This window comes from Paenibacillus sp. FSL H8-0048 (genome assembly GCF_038002825.1).
In the GTDB taxonomy this organism is placed as follows: Bacteria; Bacillota; Bacilli; order Paenibacillales; family Paenibacillaceae; genus Paenibacillus_AQ.
Genome location: NZ_JBBODF010000001.1, coordinates 1,590,220 through 1,604,095, shown reverse-complemented (window position 1 = coordinate 1,604,095; position 13,876 = coordinate 1,590,220). Strand labels below are relative to the sequence as shown.

The window sequence follows — 13,876 nt, the reverse complement described above, 5'->3', positions numbered from 1 at the left end:
GGTAACGTCCCCTTCTTGTATATGGATAGTATGCTGCTTATTATAACAAAAATCATCGGCTTAGTCCGCAAAAAAAGTATAAGCTCCAAAAACGCACCGCAGCCCTTGGGTGAGAGCAAGGGTTTGCCGGTTGCTGCACTGCATATCATGGTAGTCTAGTGGATTCTTTATTCAGGAGGCTGCCATGATTGAGATCAGTTTATGCATGATTGTCCGCAATGAGGAGAAGAGCCTGCCCCGCTGCCTGGCATCTGTGGAAGGGCTGGTCGATGAGATCGTTCTTGTCGATACGGGATCGGTAGACCGCACCAAGGAGATTGCCGGTGCCTTCGGAGCCGCAGTTTATGATTTTACCTGGACTCATGATTTCTCCGCTGCCCGTAATTACGCCTTCAGCAAGGCGACCCGGGATTATATCTTCTGGCTGGATGCGGACGACTATCTGAGAGAAGAGGATCAGGCGCTGTTTAGGGAGCTGAAGTCTTCGATGCCGGAACAAGTGGACAGTGTGAATATGCAGTATAATCTCGCTTTTGACGGGGAGGGGAGGGTGACGACCTCCTTGCGGCGCAACCGGCTGGTCCGCCGGGCGTGCGGGTTCCGCTGGATCGGTCCGGTGCATGAATATCTGGAGGTCTACGGCCCTTCGCTGGCAAGTGCCGTCTGTGTTACCCATGAGAAGGATAAAGCGTACACAGACCGTAATCTGCGGATCTACCGCAAAAGGGAAGCGGAAGGGGAGAGCTTCTCTGCACGCGATCAATATTATTTCGCCAATGAGCTGCGGGACCATGGAATTCACAGGGAGGCCTGCCGGTATTATGAGCAGTTCCTCAGCGGCGGGCAGGGCTGGATTGAAGACAATATTCAGGCCTGCCTGCGGCTGGCTGAATGCCTGGAAGCGCTGGGGGACAAGGAAGCGGCCTTCACTGCAGTCACCCGTGCGCTGCAATATGATGCTCCGCGTGCCGAGGGCTGCTGCCGGCTGGGGACCTGGCATCTGGAGAAGGGCCAGCTTCACCCGGCCATCTACTGGTTTGAGCTTGCGCTTCAGCTGCCAAGGCAGGCGGAATCCATGGCGATGAAGAATGAAGCCTTCTCCACCTGGATTCCGAATCTGCAGCTTGCGCTCTGCTACGACCGGCTGGGCCAGCATGAACGGGCTAACCGGTATAATGAGACTGCGCTGCTTCATTCCCCCGGCCATCCCAGCATGCTGTATAACCGGAATTACTTCCAGAAGCTTCTGGGCGACAAATATGTCTCCTTGCAGCAGCTCTGAACCAATAAGCGCTCCCCCGCCGAGGCTGGGGGAGCGCTTATTGATTGTCTAAGGATGTCCAGGCATTGCCGCAGGCTCCAGCAGCAGCTGAGGTTCGCTCGTACGGATGAATTCCAGCACCTTGTCGTAGATAATCCGGTGGCCGTCCCGGTTAGGGTGGATGCCATCCCGGCAGATGAACTTGGTGTAATCCGGCTGCTGCAGGAAGGCGCCCCGGACATCGATAATCTTGGTCCTGGTACTCTCGGCGACCTTGAGGATAGCGGAGTTGTAACGCTCCTGCCACCAGTAGATCTTGGTGACGCTGCCGAGGAATTTCATAATGTTCACTTCGGAAACGGGATTGTTGCCGCTGACCCACTTGAAGTAGTTGTCCGCATTCAGCGGAGGCAGACTCATCAGGATTGGTGTGATCCCCTGGTTCTTCAGGAAATGAATCATATCCGTCAGCATCCGCTCGAAGGCCGGAAAATCCGTCTTGGGACTATGCTCTGCCTCAGGGTTGCTCGCAATCTCTCCCCAATGGTAGTCACAGTCATTGCCGCCGTATTCAATCAGCACCACATCCGGCTTCTCCTTCAATACATCCCGCTTCAGATTGCCGAAGCCCTTCATCAGCGTATTGCCGAATCTGGCCGTATTGCGCATCGCTCCCTTGAGCTTGCCCTGAAGCATAGATACATAATTATCCTCCAGAATGACATACTTGCTTCTTGTCTCGTCATACACAACGCCCTTGGAGATAGAATCCCCGCTGACCATATATTTGAACTGAGACCCGATGGACTCTTGCAGTTCCTCATCCTTGTTCATGCTCCCGCCTCCGATAACCCTAGTGTATATACAATCAGTGTAAACCATACATGCAGCCGTGCCTATGTATAGATGTCATGGTTTCTTAGTCCAGTCAGCAGCCTGAATTCCCCATAGAATAATGGAGAAGGAATTTGTTACCAGGAGGCCATATTGATGACGCAAATCATTGATTTCAGCAAAAGTGCAATTACCAGCTTCAGCCAATCAATCACTATCCCTGTTCCTCTGTCCCCCTCCAGCTATGCGCTGACCGAATTCGGGCTTGCCACCTTACAGGGCGGGAGTGTCCTGCTAAATGCCACGGTTGGTGTTCAGACTACGCTGGGCAATCCCAATCTGCTGCTTACCATCCTGCGTTCAGGAACACCCGTGTTTACCCTGCTGACAACGGCACCCGGCGGGAGCCAATATGCTCCGCTCAGTCTCTCTTATGTGGATCTTAACTTTCCGTCAGGATATTTCGCTTATACGTTGACGATTTCACAAGTGAATTCCTCTACACTGAATTCTGCTAATCTGATCGGTCCTGTTGATTTCTCGGGCCTCTCTCTGGTGTAAGCGATGGCGGCTATCATTGATTTCGGTAAAAGTGTCCCGTCCAGCTTCAGCCAATCTGCTTCACTCCCTGTAAGAAGGGTACCTAACAGCACGATTCTGGGACAGTTCGGGGTGTCTGTAGGGACGAACGGTCTGGTTCTGCTTGAGGCGACAATCGGCCTCCAGAACAACACGCCAAGCGCCTCCAATCTGATTTTTACCATTGTACGGAATGCGGTGCAGATCTTCACGGCAAGATCCAGTCCATGGACCGTGGATAGCTATGAAGCCGTTCATTTATTCTTTACAGACAGCGGCATTCCTGCCGGTTATTACGGCTATGCCCTCGTTGTGTCCGCCATCGGTACCGGGAATCCGCCGGTGATCATCGGCCCGCTGGTATTCTCGGGCATATCCGTATCCTAATCTGACGCCGGGGAGTAACACTCCCCGGTCTTTTGGCTGCAAACCTATAGAATTATTATTCTCTCATTGGACAAATATAGCGATACATATACATGGAATTGGAGTGAGTCTGCGGCTTGGAAGGGGGAGAAGACACCGGTTAAGTAGGAAAATGGAAGGAGCACGGAATGTATGCCCTATACCACAGGAGCGGTCTATAATCCGCCTGCCGGAACGTCACATATCGACCGGATTCAGATTTCCTGCCTGAATGATTCTATTGTCGTAGCGATTAATATCAATTTGCAGATTTTTCATTTCCTCGGCAGCAATTTCACACGGGTAGCCGTAGGCGAAGCTTTGTTTCAAGTGAACCCCCAGCAGCTGGTGGTCCAGACGTATTCGGTAAACGCTGCGAACTACTATGAAGTGCAGATTAACTATTACAGTGCGGTGAACACGATTGTAAATGTATTTCTGCTAGACGCCGCAGGCAACAGTATCGGGCGGATTGTTCAACCAGAACTTACATACATTGACCGCTTGACGATCATTAACACTTGAAACGGGGTGATGTCTGTTGGCGAACGTCAACGTTACAGCAGGATTGCCGGGGAATCATATTGAGCCATCGATTGCGGTCAATGAACTGGACCCCAATATTCTGTGTGCGGTAGCGGTAGATTCTAGTACCGGAACGGCTCTCACCGGCTTCTACCGGTCAGTGGACGGCGGGGCCACGTGGTCTTCCACGATTCTGCCGCAGGCACCGGGCTTTATGAGCGCGGAAGCGCCGACCATTGACTATACCTTTCCCAATACCTTTATCGTTGCTGTCCACTTTTTCAATGAATTTGAAGACGGGACAATTGCAACGTACACCACCTTTGACAACGGATTGACGTTCAATCCTCCTGTTATCGTTCAGCGTGGCTACGGCCTATACGTCCATAATGACGAACCCTTCCTTGCTGTAGACCGTTCACCGTCCAGCCCGTACCGGGGCAATGCATACGTTGGCTATACCCCGCTGTTCTATTTGGGAACGAATGCCGCGATCTTTTTCCAGCGTTCTGTGGATCAGGGGCTTAGCTGGGAGCCGCCGCAGCGTATCTCTGATCCCCGGGGAGATCTGGAGCGGGCGGCACTCATTGTCGGACTGGCGGGCGAGGTCTATGTGGGCTATATCCAGCTTGGCCCTGGCCCTAAGTATGCTTACATCCGTGTCTCCCAGGACGGGGGAGTCAGCTTCAGTCCCCCGGTCACCCGAGGAGCTACTTTTCTGGCCAGTACTGTTCCCGTGCCCAGCCCGCTGCCTGTTCCGAATTACAACTTCCGCGTACAGACGAATCTAGCGCTTGGAGCAGACATCTCGAACGGCCCCCTTGCGGGTTTTGTCTATGCGGTGTGGAACGATTTCCGGCTGGGTTATGCCGATATCTTCTTCTCGCGTTCCCCGGACGGCTTGCTGTGGTCCCAGCCGGTAAGCATTACAGGGGCTCCGTCCGGATCGCAGAATTTCTCGCCTTCAATCACGGTATCGCCTTCCACGGGGACGGTGCGTGTAATCTACTATACGAACCGGCTGGACGGCTTCCTGCTGGATGTGTTTGTAGCGGAGTCTATCAACAGCGGCTTGTCCTTCACGAACCGGAGAGTCTCCGATGTATCCACGAATCCGAACGGCAATTCTCCGATTCCGACTGCGCTGATTGGGGACTATATTACGGCGGCTACTATTTTTCCGGATACGCTGGCAGCGGTATGGAATGATACTCGGCTGAACAAGCAGGATGTTATTTTCGGCAATTGAGCGGGGAGGGAGTGGTATCTTTTTGTAAAAAAAGGTCCGGCTGGTTCCTCCAAGCCGGGCCTGTTTTCCCTTGCTATTCTACTTGGTCTATCATCTTCGTTCTTCGGACTGCCTATCCGTTCTCTGCAAAAGGGCGTCCAATACGCGCTTTCCCCGCACCGTTCCCGCTTAAAAAGGCGGCAGCCGTCCGCTCCAGGATTTTAACACTGTTCTCCCAGGTCCATGATTTTGAATCGGTCTCACCGCGCGCGGCGAGCCGATTGCGGAGCACAGAATCTTGAATAAGCCGCATCACATCCGCCGCAAGCCGGTTCTCATACCGGTAGGACAACAGGCAGTTCTCCTCATGGCGGGCATACTCCAGATTTCCTCCCGAATAGACCGAGACTAACGCCGCCCCGCATCGCATCGCTTCAAGTCCTGGCAACGAACCGGTATCGAAAATACTAGAGCTGACAAAAATATCAGCCCCGTTATAGTGATAGCATAGCTCCTCGTCATTGAGCGGCGTGAAGAAGCGGTATTTGCCGCTGTCCATCATTCTTCTCAGGGATTCGGAACTGAAGCATTCATCCGGCGGACTGATGAAATTGATATTGACCCACGGGAAGTGCTGCTTCACGATATCCAGCTGATTCACCAGATAATCCTGCTCGCGGTGCCAGGAGAAGCCGTGCTCCACCTTGCGCAGGATCGCTGTTATGTTCAGCGGCTCCTGAAGCTCCTTGCGGATATTCATGTTTCGGAATGAAACGCTGATCCCTACCGGCACAATGCTTCCGCTGATTCCGTGGCTCAGCCTAATTAACTCCTGCTGCCATCTCGAGAGGACAATGAGCTTATCGGTAATGTGGTAGGAGGGGAAGGATATCTCGCTCTGCGGCAAAAAAAGAGGTTCATAGCACAGGGAGAGGCGGATATGCATGCCTTTGCCGTTCAGACTGGCTGCCTGTGAGGCCGGAACCGTAGTGTAGAAGTTGGAGACGATGATATCACTGACCGGAAAATCGGATTCACGGAGCAGCGTGTAGTCGGTAATCAGCAGAGTGGAACGGACGTCATAGGAAACATCCCCTCCCAGCGGCATGACAATCACAACCTGGTGGCCCCGGGCCGTAAGACCGTTCGTAAGCTCCACGAGCATGCGTTGCGCCCCGCCATGGCTTAAAGTAAGTATGGGGAAAGTGAACCGCATCTGTGATCCCTTCCTTTCTGCACAATCGCCCTGCAACAATGCGATAGGTATACTATTTTATTCAGTGAAAAGCGAAAAGTACCGCTAAGCGGTACTTTTGGAGGAAATGGGGTTATGGCCTTAGGATCACGAATTGCGCAGGTTGCGCAGCAGGTTCACGCAGTCTTGGATTTCCAGTCCAGTGACATCCTCAAGCGAGACATCGATCATCGGCTTATGCGTCTCAAGCTTGTCCAGAAACTCAGCGGTGTGGAACAGCCCGGCCCCGGGAGCGCCGTGACGAATGCGTCCGCTGTCCTCGTAGATTCCTTTAAGATGGGCGAGGATAATCCGGTCGCCGAACAGACTGAAGGATTGATCGACGATCTCATCCTGAAGATGAACCTCTTCACCGATCAGGTTGCACGGATCGAATACGACACCGATGGAGCTGGAGGGCACCTCGTCGAGGATGCGCCGCATTTTGGCCGGGGAGGACAGGGTATGGGTACTGACGCCTTCAAGCCCTAAGAATACGCCCCATTTCTCCGCCTCCTCTGCCAGTTCCTCGACCGTTGCCTTAAGGGCATCCCAGCCGAGCTCCTCATAGCGGTAAGGGTCGAGCTCCTGGAAGGTCGTAAGTGCTCCCGTCTCCGTGGCGACCATAGGGGCACCGAACAGGCGGGCATAGCGCAGATGCTCCTTGAAGCGGTCAATCTCCGCCCGGCGGACCGCAGGATCGGGATGAATCGGATTGATGTAGCAGCCAAGCACGCCGATGCGGATACCGGCCCTGTCGAATTGCTCAGCGATATAGGAAGCTAGTCCGGGACTCAGCTTGCCCGGGGAGAGGTCGATATCCTGTATGGCTTTGGACAGAGCAAGTTGTACGAAATCAATATTGTAGGTCTGAAGAGCGGCGGTTAATTCCTTAAGCGGCAGGCAGCCGGCAGTATGCGCCAACGTTCCATAACGAATAATAAACAACTCCTTTGGAATTCTATGAATTTATATCTATAATATTAATGACGCTTACATAGACATGCAAGGGTTAAAGAGTGCATGGAACACAGGAGGAATAGAGATGAATGCAATAGAAGTGCGTAAGCAAGAGCTGGAGAGCTGCCGTCCGGAGCCGACAATGGACCGGGAGACGATTGATGAATTCTGGAATGATCTGCTCGCAGAAGATGAGGAGCAGCCGCTGGAGGTGACGATCACCCCTGAAGAGACCCCATATCCGGGCATGAAGGTGAGTAAGGTCAGCTATATGAGCTATGGGGAGACTACGATCAATGCCTGGTATATCCAGCCTGCCGGTGATACAGAGGGCACGGGAGACCGGCCGTGTATTGTGACCTTTCCAGGTTACACCGGAGACCGGGGATACCCTGAGCGTTATGCACATTTCTTGCTGCTTGGCTACACTGTACTGGCCGTAGATGTACGCGGGCAGCTGGGCGAGACCGGCAATCTGCTTCCTCAGGAGCATGGTGTAGTCAAAGGCTGGATCAGCCAGGGGCTGCTGGAGAAGGAGCAATCCTATTATCTGGCGTTAGCTATAGATACAGTCCGGGCCATCGAGACGGCAGCACAGCTGCCAGGGGTAGACCCGGCCCGTATTGCGATTAATGGGGCCAGCCAGGGCGGAGGGATCGCGCTGTTGGCAGGGGCGCTCAGCCGCCGCGTAGCGGCGGTGGCCGCAGACATTCCTAATCTGTGCCGGCTGGATTTCGGAGTGCTGAACTCCACCAGCTCACTCACAGAGATTGCGGATTACCTGAAGCGCTATCCTGAGCATCTGGAGCGGGTGCTTGAGAATCTGGCCTTTTTCGACATTGTTAATCTGGCTCACCGCTTCACCGTTCCTGTTCAGATGTCCGTAGGCTGGAAGGATACAGTATGTATGCCGGAGACGATCTATGCCGCCTATAACCGGATAGAGTCGCCTAAGGAGATTAAGGATTATCCGTTCTCCGGACATGAGGTGAGCGAATTCCAGCGCAGACAGACGGCATTGTTCTTCCAGGAGCACCTGGGCTCCTGAGTGAAGCGTTATAAGCCACAGTGATTAGCAGCAAGGGAATGGTGTGAAGATATAGTAAGGGTTGGTGCGAGGCCATGGATAGGCAGTCTAATCACCGGGAGGGAACTACGGATGGACAATCAGACAGGTAAGCTGCCGGCGGGAGTACTGGTGGAGAGCTTTGAGTATGACAAGAAGAATGAGGAGCTTGTGAAAAAGAGCTTCTGGAGCAAAACCAGGAAAGCCGCCGGTAAAATCCCCTTCACCAGAGAAGCGATCGCCATGTACTACTGTGCTATGGATGCCAAAACACCGCTATGGGCGAAAGGGATTGCCTTTGGAGCACTGGCTTATTTCATTTCCCCGATCGATGCCATTCCCGATGCGCTGATCGGTCTGGGCTTCACAGACGATGCTGCCGTCATGGCGGCGGGCATCCGGGCCATTGCCGGACAGGTCAAGGAGGAGCATAAGCAGAAGGCGGAGGAGTTTTTCGAGGATTCATAATAGGCTTGGAAATAGACAGCGAAGGGATGCAGCGGGTGGCTGCATCCCTATTCTGCTATGCCCCGTTACACTCCGGTGTCTATAGCCGGACTCTCAGAAATCTGCTGCTTCGCCTGGTACTCCAGACCCCAATCTCTCATCAGCTTGATAATCGGAATCAGAGACCGGCCGAATTCGGTCAAGGAGTATTCGACCTTCGGCGGCACCTGATGATAGACCTCACGGTGAACGACGCCATCCTCCTCCAGCTCGCGGAGCTGCAGGGTCAGCATGCGCTGGGTGATGCCGGGGCAGATGCGGCGGAATTCATTGAACCGGACTGTGGAATCCATCATATGGTACAAGAGTACCCCCTTCCATTTACCGCCGATGACATCGAGGGTGAATTCTACAGGACAAGCATAAGCAGTGCCATCCGGGCAGGTGCCGAAACCGCCTTTACGGTCGCGCATCACTGAACACGCTCCTTAGTATCATTTTGTATACTACATCACAAAAATGTGCGTACTTCTAAATGTGTTGTCTATCCATTACTATAGGCATAGGAACAGGAAAACGTCAATTCCTTATCATGAACGGTACACAGAAAGGGAGTATGGAGGATGGAGAACACAAGCACAGCAACTGAAATGACGAAAGAGCAGATTTTGGCGGCCTATGAGTACAGACATGCGACCAAAGAATTCGACAGCAGCAGGAAGATCAGCGGAGAGGATTTCGGCTTCATTCTGGAGACTGGACGCCTGTCACCGAGTTCGTTCGGCTTCGAGCCCTGGAAGTTTGTAGTTGTCCAGAACCCGGAGCTCCGGCAGAAGCTGCTGCCCTACGCCTGGGGCGCCCAGAAGCAGCTGCCGACCGCAAGCCATTTCGTGCTTATTCTCGCAAGACAGCCGCGTGACCTGGCAGCCGACTCAGATTATATTCAGAGTATGATGTCGGAGGTACAGAAGCTGCCGGTTGAGATTGCAGAGGGCAAGCAGCGGGTGTATGGCGCATTTCTGAAAAACGATTTCGGCCTGGCTGGCAATGAGCGTGCGATCTTCGAGTGGGGTGCGCGCCAGACGTATCTGCCCCTTGGCAATATGATGACTGCAGCCGCGCTGATCGGCATCGATTCCTGTCCAATTGAAGGCTTTGATAAGCAGAAGATGGAACAGCTTCTGGCCGATGAGGGGATTATGGACCCTGAACATTTCGGGCTGGCCTGCATGGTAGCCTTCGGCTACCGTACCAGTGAGCCGCGTATCAAGACCCGGCGGCCCGCTTCCCGGGTGATAGAGTGGATCTAAGGGCGGCGTCGTCAACGGACAGGAGAACCTGCTGAGAATCTAAAAAGAAACGGGTGCAGCCCTCAAGGCAGCACCCGTTTCTTTTTGCAATCTGGAGAACCTGCGGCAGTTCCTGCTTCCGCGTCTACCGTAATGAAAGTACATAGAAGAGTCGAAAACATATTGAAAATTTACTGAAAATTCTGCTACTCTTAGGAGGTCAACTTGCTGCCGGAAGCGGCAGCTTAAGATCGTCATTTCAAGATTGAAGGGATTCCTGCATTATGAAAATCATCCGCATTATCGCCGAGGTCTGCTTGCTGTATGTGTTCTTCCTGGCCGGAGACTATTTGCAAGAGCTGCTTCATTTGCCGATTCCAGGCAGTATCGTGGGACTGTTGCTGCTGTTCGTTCTCCTGCTGCTGAAGATTGTGCCGGTGAAGCTGATCGAGAACGGCTCGTCCTTTATCCTGGCGTATCTGCCCATGTTCTTCATCCCGGCTACCGCAGGCATTATGAACCATCTGGATATTTTCAGCGGAAGAGGGCTGCTCCTGATCGGCATTCTTGTCATCAGCAGTGTGCTGACCATGGTGGTTACGGCACATTCCAGCCAGTGGATTGCCGCCCGCAGCGTCAAACGCTTAACACGCCGGACGTACCGTGCCCGTAATCTCCACGGGAAGGGGAAGGAAGCATGAGAATTCTGCTGGCTGCCGGCTTCGTGCTGATGAACGTAGTGATCTATCTGGTCATGTCCATGCTGTACAAACGCTACCGTCTTCCGGTTCTGCTGCCTGCACTGACCGCTACATTCACGGTGGTCGTGCTGCTGATGGGCTTCCATATCTCTTATGAGACTTATATGATTGGCGGCGACTGGATTAACCGCCTGCTGGGACCCGCGGTAGTATCGCTGGCCTATCCCTTATACAAGCAGCGGCATGTGCTGTGGAAGAATCTCCCCGCCATTCTCGGCGGAACGGTCACCGGACTTATGGTCGGAATGTTCAGCGGACTGCTGATGGCAGCCGGACTCGGCTTCTCCAAGCTGTATGTGCTGTCTATTCTGCCCAAGTCGATTACCACCGCTGTAGCGATTCAGATCTCCAGCAATCTCGGCGGAGATTCATCGCTGACCTCCGTCTTCGTGATGGTTGCCGGCTTCACCGGAGCAATCGGCGGCCCTTATATAATCAAGCTGTTCAGAATCCGCAGCGAGTCTGGGATCGGCATTGGCCTGGGCACAGCTTCCCATGCCCTCGGCACAGCCAAAGCGCTGGAATACGGCGAGGAGTCAGTATCCATGAGCTCTGTAGCCATGACCGTATGCGCTATTGTCGGCTCCATTGCCGGACCGCTAGTCGCCTGGATCATGTACCATTAAGCTTAGAGACTTTCAGTAATCAGCCGTTCACGCGCAGCCGGATCACATTCCAGGAAGCGGCCGGAAGCATTGCACTCACCCGGCCGCCGTCTGCGGCTGCCGTTCCCCGGTTGTGCGGAAGCACATTCGACGGGTTGGAGCGGGTATTGGCCGCCTGAAGATCCTCATGCTCAAGAACCGTGTGCTGAATAACCTCTACAGCGCCGAAGCTCCGCAGATCAACCGCCAGCTCCATGCCTTCGCTCAGATGGCGGTTCACTGCAAACACAGTAACCTCGCTTAGCTCCTCATTATATACACTGACCGCTTCCAGATAAGGAACGTCGGTGAAATCCTTGGAGTCATATTTCGCACTTGTAATCAGCGGGTGAAGCACCGTTCCCCGGCCGTAGATGGAGGCATGCATGTAAGGATAATAAGTGGTCTGCAGCCACAGCGGTCCGCCGTCCTCCGTCATAATCGGTGCAATGACATTAATGAGCTGTGCGATACAAGCCATTTTGACCCGGTCTGCATGCTTGAGCAGGCTGATCAGGCAGCAGCCCACCACCAGCGCATCCTCCAGGGTATAGACATCCTCGAATTCAGGCGGTGCAATCTGCCAGTGCTGCTCAGCACGGCTAGAGCCCTGCGACTTCCACACATTCCATTCATCGAGTGACAGGTAAATCTTTTTCTTGCTTTTCTTCTTAGCCTTGATATAATCACATACTGCTGCTACGCTGTCGATGAACTGATCCATATCGAGCGATTGGGCCAGGAAGTTCGCTGTATCTCCATCATTATTATTGTAGTAGGTGTGCAGTGAGAGGAAATCTACATTATCGTAGGTGAGATCCAGTACTGTAGCTTCCCATTCGGCAAAAGTACTCATGTTGCTGCCTGAGCTGCCGCAGGCGACAAGCTCCAGGGACGGGTCCACCCAGCGCATCGCTTTGGCGGTCTCATTAGCGAGCCTTCCGTATTCGACCGCAGTCTTGGCTCCGATCTGCCATGGACCGTCCATCTCATTACCAAGGCACCAGGTGCGGAAATTGTGCGGAGCCTTGTAGCCATGGGAGATCCGCAGGTCACTCCAGTAAGAGCCGGAGGGATGGTTGCAGTACTCGACCAGATTCCTTGCAGCGTCGATTCCCCGGGTGCCGAGATTTACTGCCATCATTACTTCGGAACCGGCCAGCTTGGCCCAATCGGCGAATTCATTCGTGCCTACCTGGTTAGTCTCTGTAACCCACCACGCAAGTTCAAGAGAGCGCTTCCGTTCCTCCTTGGGGCCGACGCCGTCTTCCCAGTTATAGCCGGATACGAAGTTGCCTCCCGGGTAACGGATGATTGGTACGCGTAGTGCCTTGATGGCCTCCAGCGCATCACCGCGGAATCCGTTCGCATCAGCGGTAGGATGTCCCGGCTCATAGATTCCGCCATACACGGCCCGGCCCAAATGTTCAATGAAGGAACCGTACAGCCTTGGATCAACCTCGGCCAGCTTGAAGTCTTTGTCGACAATCATCTTGGATTGAATGCTCATAGTTAGAAGCTCCTTTGTGTTAGATTAATGAAATGGTTAATCGTTCAAGCCTGTTTATGATTACATGATACGAATTACGGGGTATACTAAGCAATAACTAATTTCAGGATTAATATAATAACTAATTCAAAGAGCGCGGAGGGCCACCGATGTATTTAACCACAGATTCTGAATCGCTGAAGGTCTATGAAGCACTTGCCAGCGAAGTGCGGCTGCGGATCATCGATCTGCTCAGCAGTGAAGAGATGCATATTAAGGAGATTGCAGCCCGGTTGTATCTCAGCAGCGCCATTGTCAGCTCGCATGTAGCGAAGCTGCAGAAGGCGGGCATCGTCAGCTCCCAGATGAAGCGGATCGATGGGGGGACTTATAAATTCTGCTCACTTTCTGCGAATTTCTTGCAGATTAAATTATCCGGGGCCAAAGGAATCGCCCGCAAGGTGGTCGAGGTCTCTGTCCCTGTCGGGCATTACACCGGCCTTGAAGCCTCACCGACCTGCGGCATTGCTACCACTGAGAAGCTGATCGGGTATTATGACGACCCGCGTTATTTCCTGGACCCGCAGCGGGTGGATGCCGGCATTCTCTGGTTCGCCAAAGGATACGCGGAATATAAGGTTCCGAATTATCTGTTCATGGATCAGACGGTGCAGGAAATTGAGATCTCCATGGAGATCGGCTCGGAGGCGCCGAGTGTGAACGAGAAGTGGCCTTCGGATATCTCTTTTATGATGAACGGCATTTCGCTTGGCAAATGGACCAGTCCCGGTGACTTCGGCGTAATGAGAGGCCGGCTGACCCCTGCCTGGTGGAAATCGGATGTGAACCAGTACGGGCTGCTGAAGGTGCTTAGAATTAATGCAGGGGGAACTTATATAGACGGCCAGCAGATATCGGCAGTTACCATTGATCAGGTGGGCTGGCAGCAGGATCAGTGGAGCTTCAGATTCACCGCAGAAGACACCACCCGAAGGCGGGGCGGCTTAACGTTATTCGGGCGCGGCTTCGGGAATTACGAGCAGGATATTGTGTTTCGTGTGTATTATGAGTAAGCGGGACCTGCCCGCCGAATGGCAAGTGAACGGCCAAGATAAGGAATAAGCAGCTTTGTTCAAATGGGATGTTTGCAAAAG

General features: G+C 53.4%; 16 protein-coding genes. 11 read left to right on the top strand and 5 right to left on the bottom strand.

The genetic code is table 11. The annotated features are described in order from the left end of the window. The first annotated feature begins 184 nt into the window (after nucleotides 1-184). The gene (locus NSU18_RS07160; protein WP_341148648.1) at nucleotides 185-1,282 is read left to right on the top strand and encodes a glycosyltransferase; all 1,098 of its coding nucleotides are present in this window, start codon (nucleotides 185-187) and stop codon (nucleotides 1,280-1,282) included. A 48-nt stretch (nucleotides 1,283-1,330) separates the two neighbouring features. On the opposite strand, the gene NSU18_RS07155 is transcribed toward NSU18_RS07160, so the two are convergent. Next, nucleotides 1,331-2,095, bottom strand: coding sequence for an SGNH/GDSL hydrolase family protein (locus NSU18_RS07155; protein WP_341148647.1), 765 nt, complete (start codon nucleotides 2,093-2,095; stop codon nucleotides 1,331-1,333). 156 nt (nucleotides 2,096-2,251) lie between these two features. On the opposite strand from NSU18_RS07155, the gene NSU18_RS07150 reads away from it, so the two are divergent. The 4 genes from NSU18_RS07150 to NSU18_RS07135 all read left to right on the top strand — a co-directional run bounded on the left by NSU18_RS07150 (nucleotide 2,252) and on the right by NSU18_RS07135 (nucleotide 4,853). Continuing rightward, nucleotides 2,252-2,656, top strand: a complete 405-nt coding sequence (locus tag NSU18_RS07150) for a hypothetical protein (RefSeq protein WP_341020917.1) — start codon at nucleotides 2,252-2,254, stop codon at nucleotides 2,654-2,656. A gap of 3 nt (nucleotides 2,657-2,659) precedes the next feature. Continuing rightward, nucleotides 2,660-3,061, top strand: a complete 402-nt coding sequence (locus NSU18_RS07145) for a hypothetical protein (protein WP_341148646.1) — start codon at nucleotides 2,660-2,662, stop codon at nucleotides 3,059-3,061. A 171-nt stretch (nucleotides 3,062-3,232) separates the two neighbouring features. Further along, nucleotides 3,233-3,604 carry a hypothetical protein gene (locus tag NSU18_RS07140; protein WP_341020922.1) on the top strand — a complete coding sequence of 124 codons (372 nt, stop codon included), beginning with the start codon at nucleotides 3,233-3,235 and terminating at the stop codon, nucleotides 3,602-3,604. Between the two features lie 16 nt (nucleotides 3,605-3,620). Continuing rightward, the gene (locus tag NSU18_RS07135) at nucleotides 3,621-4,853 is read left to right on the top strand and encodes an exo-alpha-sialidase (RefSeq protein WP_341020923.1); all 1,233 of its coding nucleotides are present in this window, start codon (nucleotides 3,621-3,623) and stop codon (nucleotides 4,851-4,853) included. A 112-nt stretch (nucleotides 4,854-4,965) separates the two neighbouring features. Here NSU18_RS07135 and NSU18_RS07130 read toward each other — a convergent pair whose 3' ends face one another. Next, on the bottom strand, nucleotides 4,966-6,048 hold the full coding sequence (locus NSU18_RS07130; protein WP_341148645.1) for a glycosyltransferase family 4 protein: 1,083 nt from the start codon (nucleotides 6,046-6,048) through the stop codon (nucleotides 4,966-4,968). A gap of 126 nt (nucleotides 6,049-6,174) precedes the next feature. Then, a complete protein-coding gene (locus tag NSU18_RS07125; RefSeq protein ID WP_341148644.1) occupies nucleotides 6,175-7,014 on the bottom strand; it encodes a sugar phosphate isomerase/epimerase family protein in 840 nt (279 codons plus the stop codon). Between the two features lie 97 nt (nucleotides 7,015-7,111). Between NSU18_RS07125 and NSU18_RS07120 the strand changes: the two genes are divergently transcribed. Together NSU18_RS07120 and NSU18_RS07115 are read left to right on the top strand one after the other, a co-directional pair. Further along, nucleotides 7,112-8,074 (top strand): acetylxylan esterase, encoded by a 963-nt coding sequence (locus NSU18_RS07120; protein ID WP_341148643.1) that lies wholly within the window; start codon nucleotides 7,112-7,114, stop codon nucleotides 8,072-8,074. Nucleotides 8,075-8,185: 111 nt separating this feature from the next. Continuing rightward, entirely contained in the window at nucleotides 8,186-8,560 is a 375-nt protein-coding gene (locus NSU18_RS07115) for a YkvA family protein (protein ID WP_051493493.1), read from the top strand. A gap of 65 nt (nucleotides 8,561-8,625) precedes the next feature. On the opposite strand, the gene NSU18_RS07110 is transcribed toward NSU18_RS07115, so the two are convergent. After that, nucleotides 8,626-9,012, bottom strand: coding sequence for a winged helix-turn-helix transcriptional regulator (locus NSU18_RS07110; protein WP_341148642.1), 387 nt, complete (start codon nucleotides 9,010-9,012; stop codon nucleotides 8,626-8,628). A 150-nt stretch (nucleotides 9,013-9,162) separates the two neighbouring features. Here NSU18_RS07110 and NSU18_RS07105 point away from each other — a divergent pair, with 150 nt between their 5' ends. From NSU18_RS07105 to NSU18_RS07095, 3 genes are all read left to right on the top strand, one after another. Continuing rightward, complete coding sequence (locus NSU18_RS07105; protein ID WP_341148641.1) at nucleotides 9,163-9,849, top strand: NAD(P)H-dependent oxidoreductase; 687 nt, start codon at nucleotides 9,163-9,165, stop codon at nucleotides 9,847-9,849. A 263-nt stretch (nucleotides 9,850-10,112) separates the two neighbouring features. Then, nucleotides 10,113-10,529 carry a CidA/LrgA family protein gene (locus NSU18_RS07100; RefSeq protein WP_036695124.1) on the top strand — a complete coding sequence of 139 codons (417 nt, stop codon included), beginning with the start codon at nucleotides 10,113-10,115 and terminating at the stop codon, nucleotides 10,527-10,529. Continuing rightward, nucleotides 10,526-11,215: an LrgB family protein gene (locus NSU18_RS07095; protein ID WP_341020936.1), complete on the top strand. Its 690-nt coding sequence runs from the start codon at nucleotides 10,526-10,528 to the stop codon at nucleotides 11,213-11,215. The genes NSU18_RS07100 and NSU18_RS07095 overlap by 4 nt, the downstream gene beginning before the upstream one ends. A 19-nt stretch (nucleotides 11,216-11,234) precedes the next feature. On the opposite strand, the gene arfA is transcribed toward NSU18_RS07095, so the two are convergent. After that, the gene (arfA, locus tag NSU18_RS07090; RefSeq protein ID WP_341020939.1) at nucleotides 11,235-12,743 is read right to left on the bottom strand and encodes an arabinosylfuranosidase ArfA; all 1,509 of its coding nucleotides are present in this window, start codon (nucleotides 12,741-12,743) and stop codon (nucleotides 11,235-11,237) included. A gap of 149 nt (nucleotides 12,744-12,892) precedes the next feature. Between arfA and NSU18_RS07085 the strand changes: the two genes are divergently transcribed. Then, a complete protein-coding gene (locus NSU18_RS07085; RefSeq protein WP_341148640.1) occupies nucleotides 12,893-13,795 on the top strand; it encodes an ArsR/SmtB family transcription factor in 903 nt (300 codons plus the stop codon). Nucleotides 13,796-13,876: the final 81 nt, after the last annotated feature.

Coding starts and splice junctions, on each gene's coding strand:
- NSU18_RS07160 (WP_341148648.1), top strand. CDS start 185: ATGATTGAGATCAGTTTATGCATGATTGTCCGCAATGAGGAGAAGAGC.
- arfA (WP_341020939.1), bottom strand. CDS start 12,743: ATGAGCATTCAATCCAAGATGATTGTCGACAAAGACTTCAAGCTGGCC.
- NSU18_RS07140 (WP_341020922.1), top strand. CDS start 3,233: ATGCCCTATACCACAGGAGCGGTCTATAATCCGCCTGCCGGAACGTCA.
- NSU18_RS07100 (WP_036695124.1), top strand. CDS start 10,113: ATGAAAATCATCCGCATTATCGCCGAGGTCTGCTTGCTGTATGTGTTC.
- NSU18_RS07130 (WP_341148645.1), bottom strand. CDS start 6,048: ATGCGGTTCACTTTCCCCATACTTACTTTAAGCCATGGCGGGGCGCAA.
- NSU18_RS07105 (WP_341148641.1), top strand. CDS start 9,163: ATGGAGAACACAAGCACAGCAACTGAAATGACGAAAGAGCAGATTTTG.
- NSU18_RS07120 (WP_341148643.1), top strand. CDS start 7,112: ATGAATGCAATAGAAGTGCGTAAGCAAGAGCTGGAGAGCTGCCGTCCG.
- NSU18_RS07085 (WP_341148640.1), top strand. CDS start 12,893: ATGTATTTAACCACAGATTCTGAATCGCTGAAGGTCTATGAAGCACTT.
- NSU18_RS07155 (WP_341148647.1), bottom strand. CDS start 2,095: ATGAACAAGGATGAGGAACTGCAAGAGTCCATCGGGTCTCAGTTCAAA.
- NSU18_RS07145 (WP_341148646.1), top strand. CDS start 2,660: ATGGCGGCTATCATTGATTTCGGTAAAAGTGTCCCGTCCAGCTTCAGC.
- NSU18_RS07115 (WP_051493493.1), top strand. CDS start 8,186: ATGGACAATCAGACAGGTAAGCTGCCGGCGGGAGTACTGGTGGAGAGC.
- NSU18_RS07150 (WP_341020917.1), top strand. CDS start 2,252: ATGACGCAAATCATTGATTTCAGCAAAAGTGCAATTACCAGCTTCAGC.
- NSU18_RS07095 (WP_341020936.1), top strand. CDS start 10,526: ATGAGAATTCTGCTGGCTGCCGGCTTCGTGCTGATGAACGTAGTGATC.
- NSU18_RS07110 (WP_341148642.1), bottom strand. CDS start 9,012: ATGCGCGACCGTAAAGGCGGTTTCGGCACCTGCCCGGATGGCACTGCT.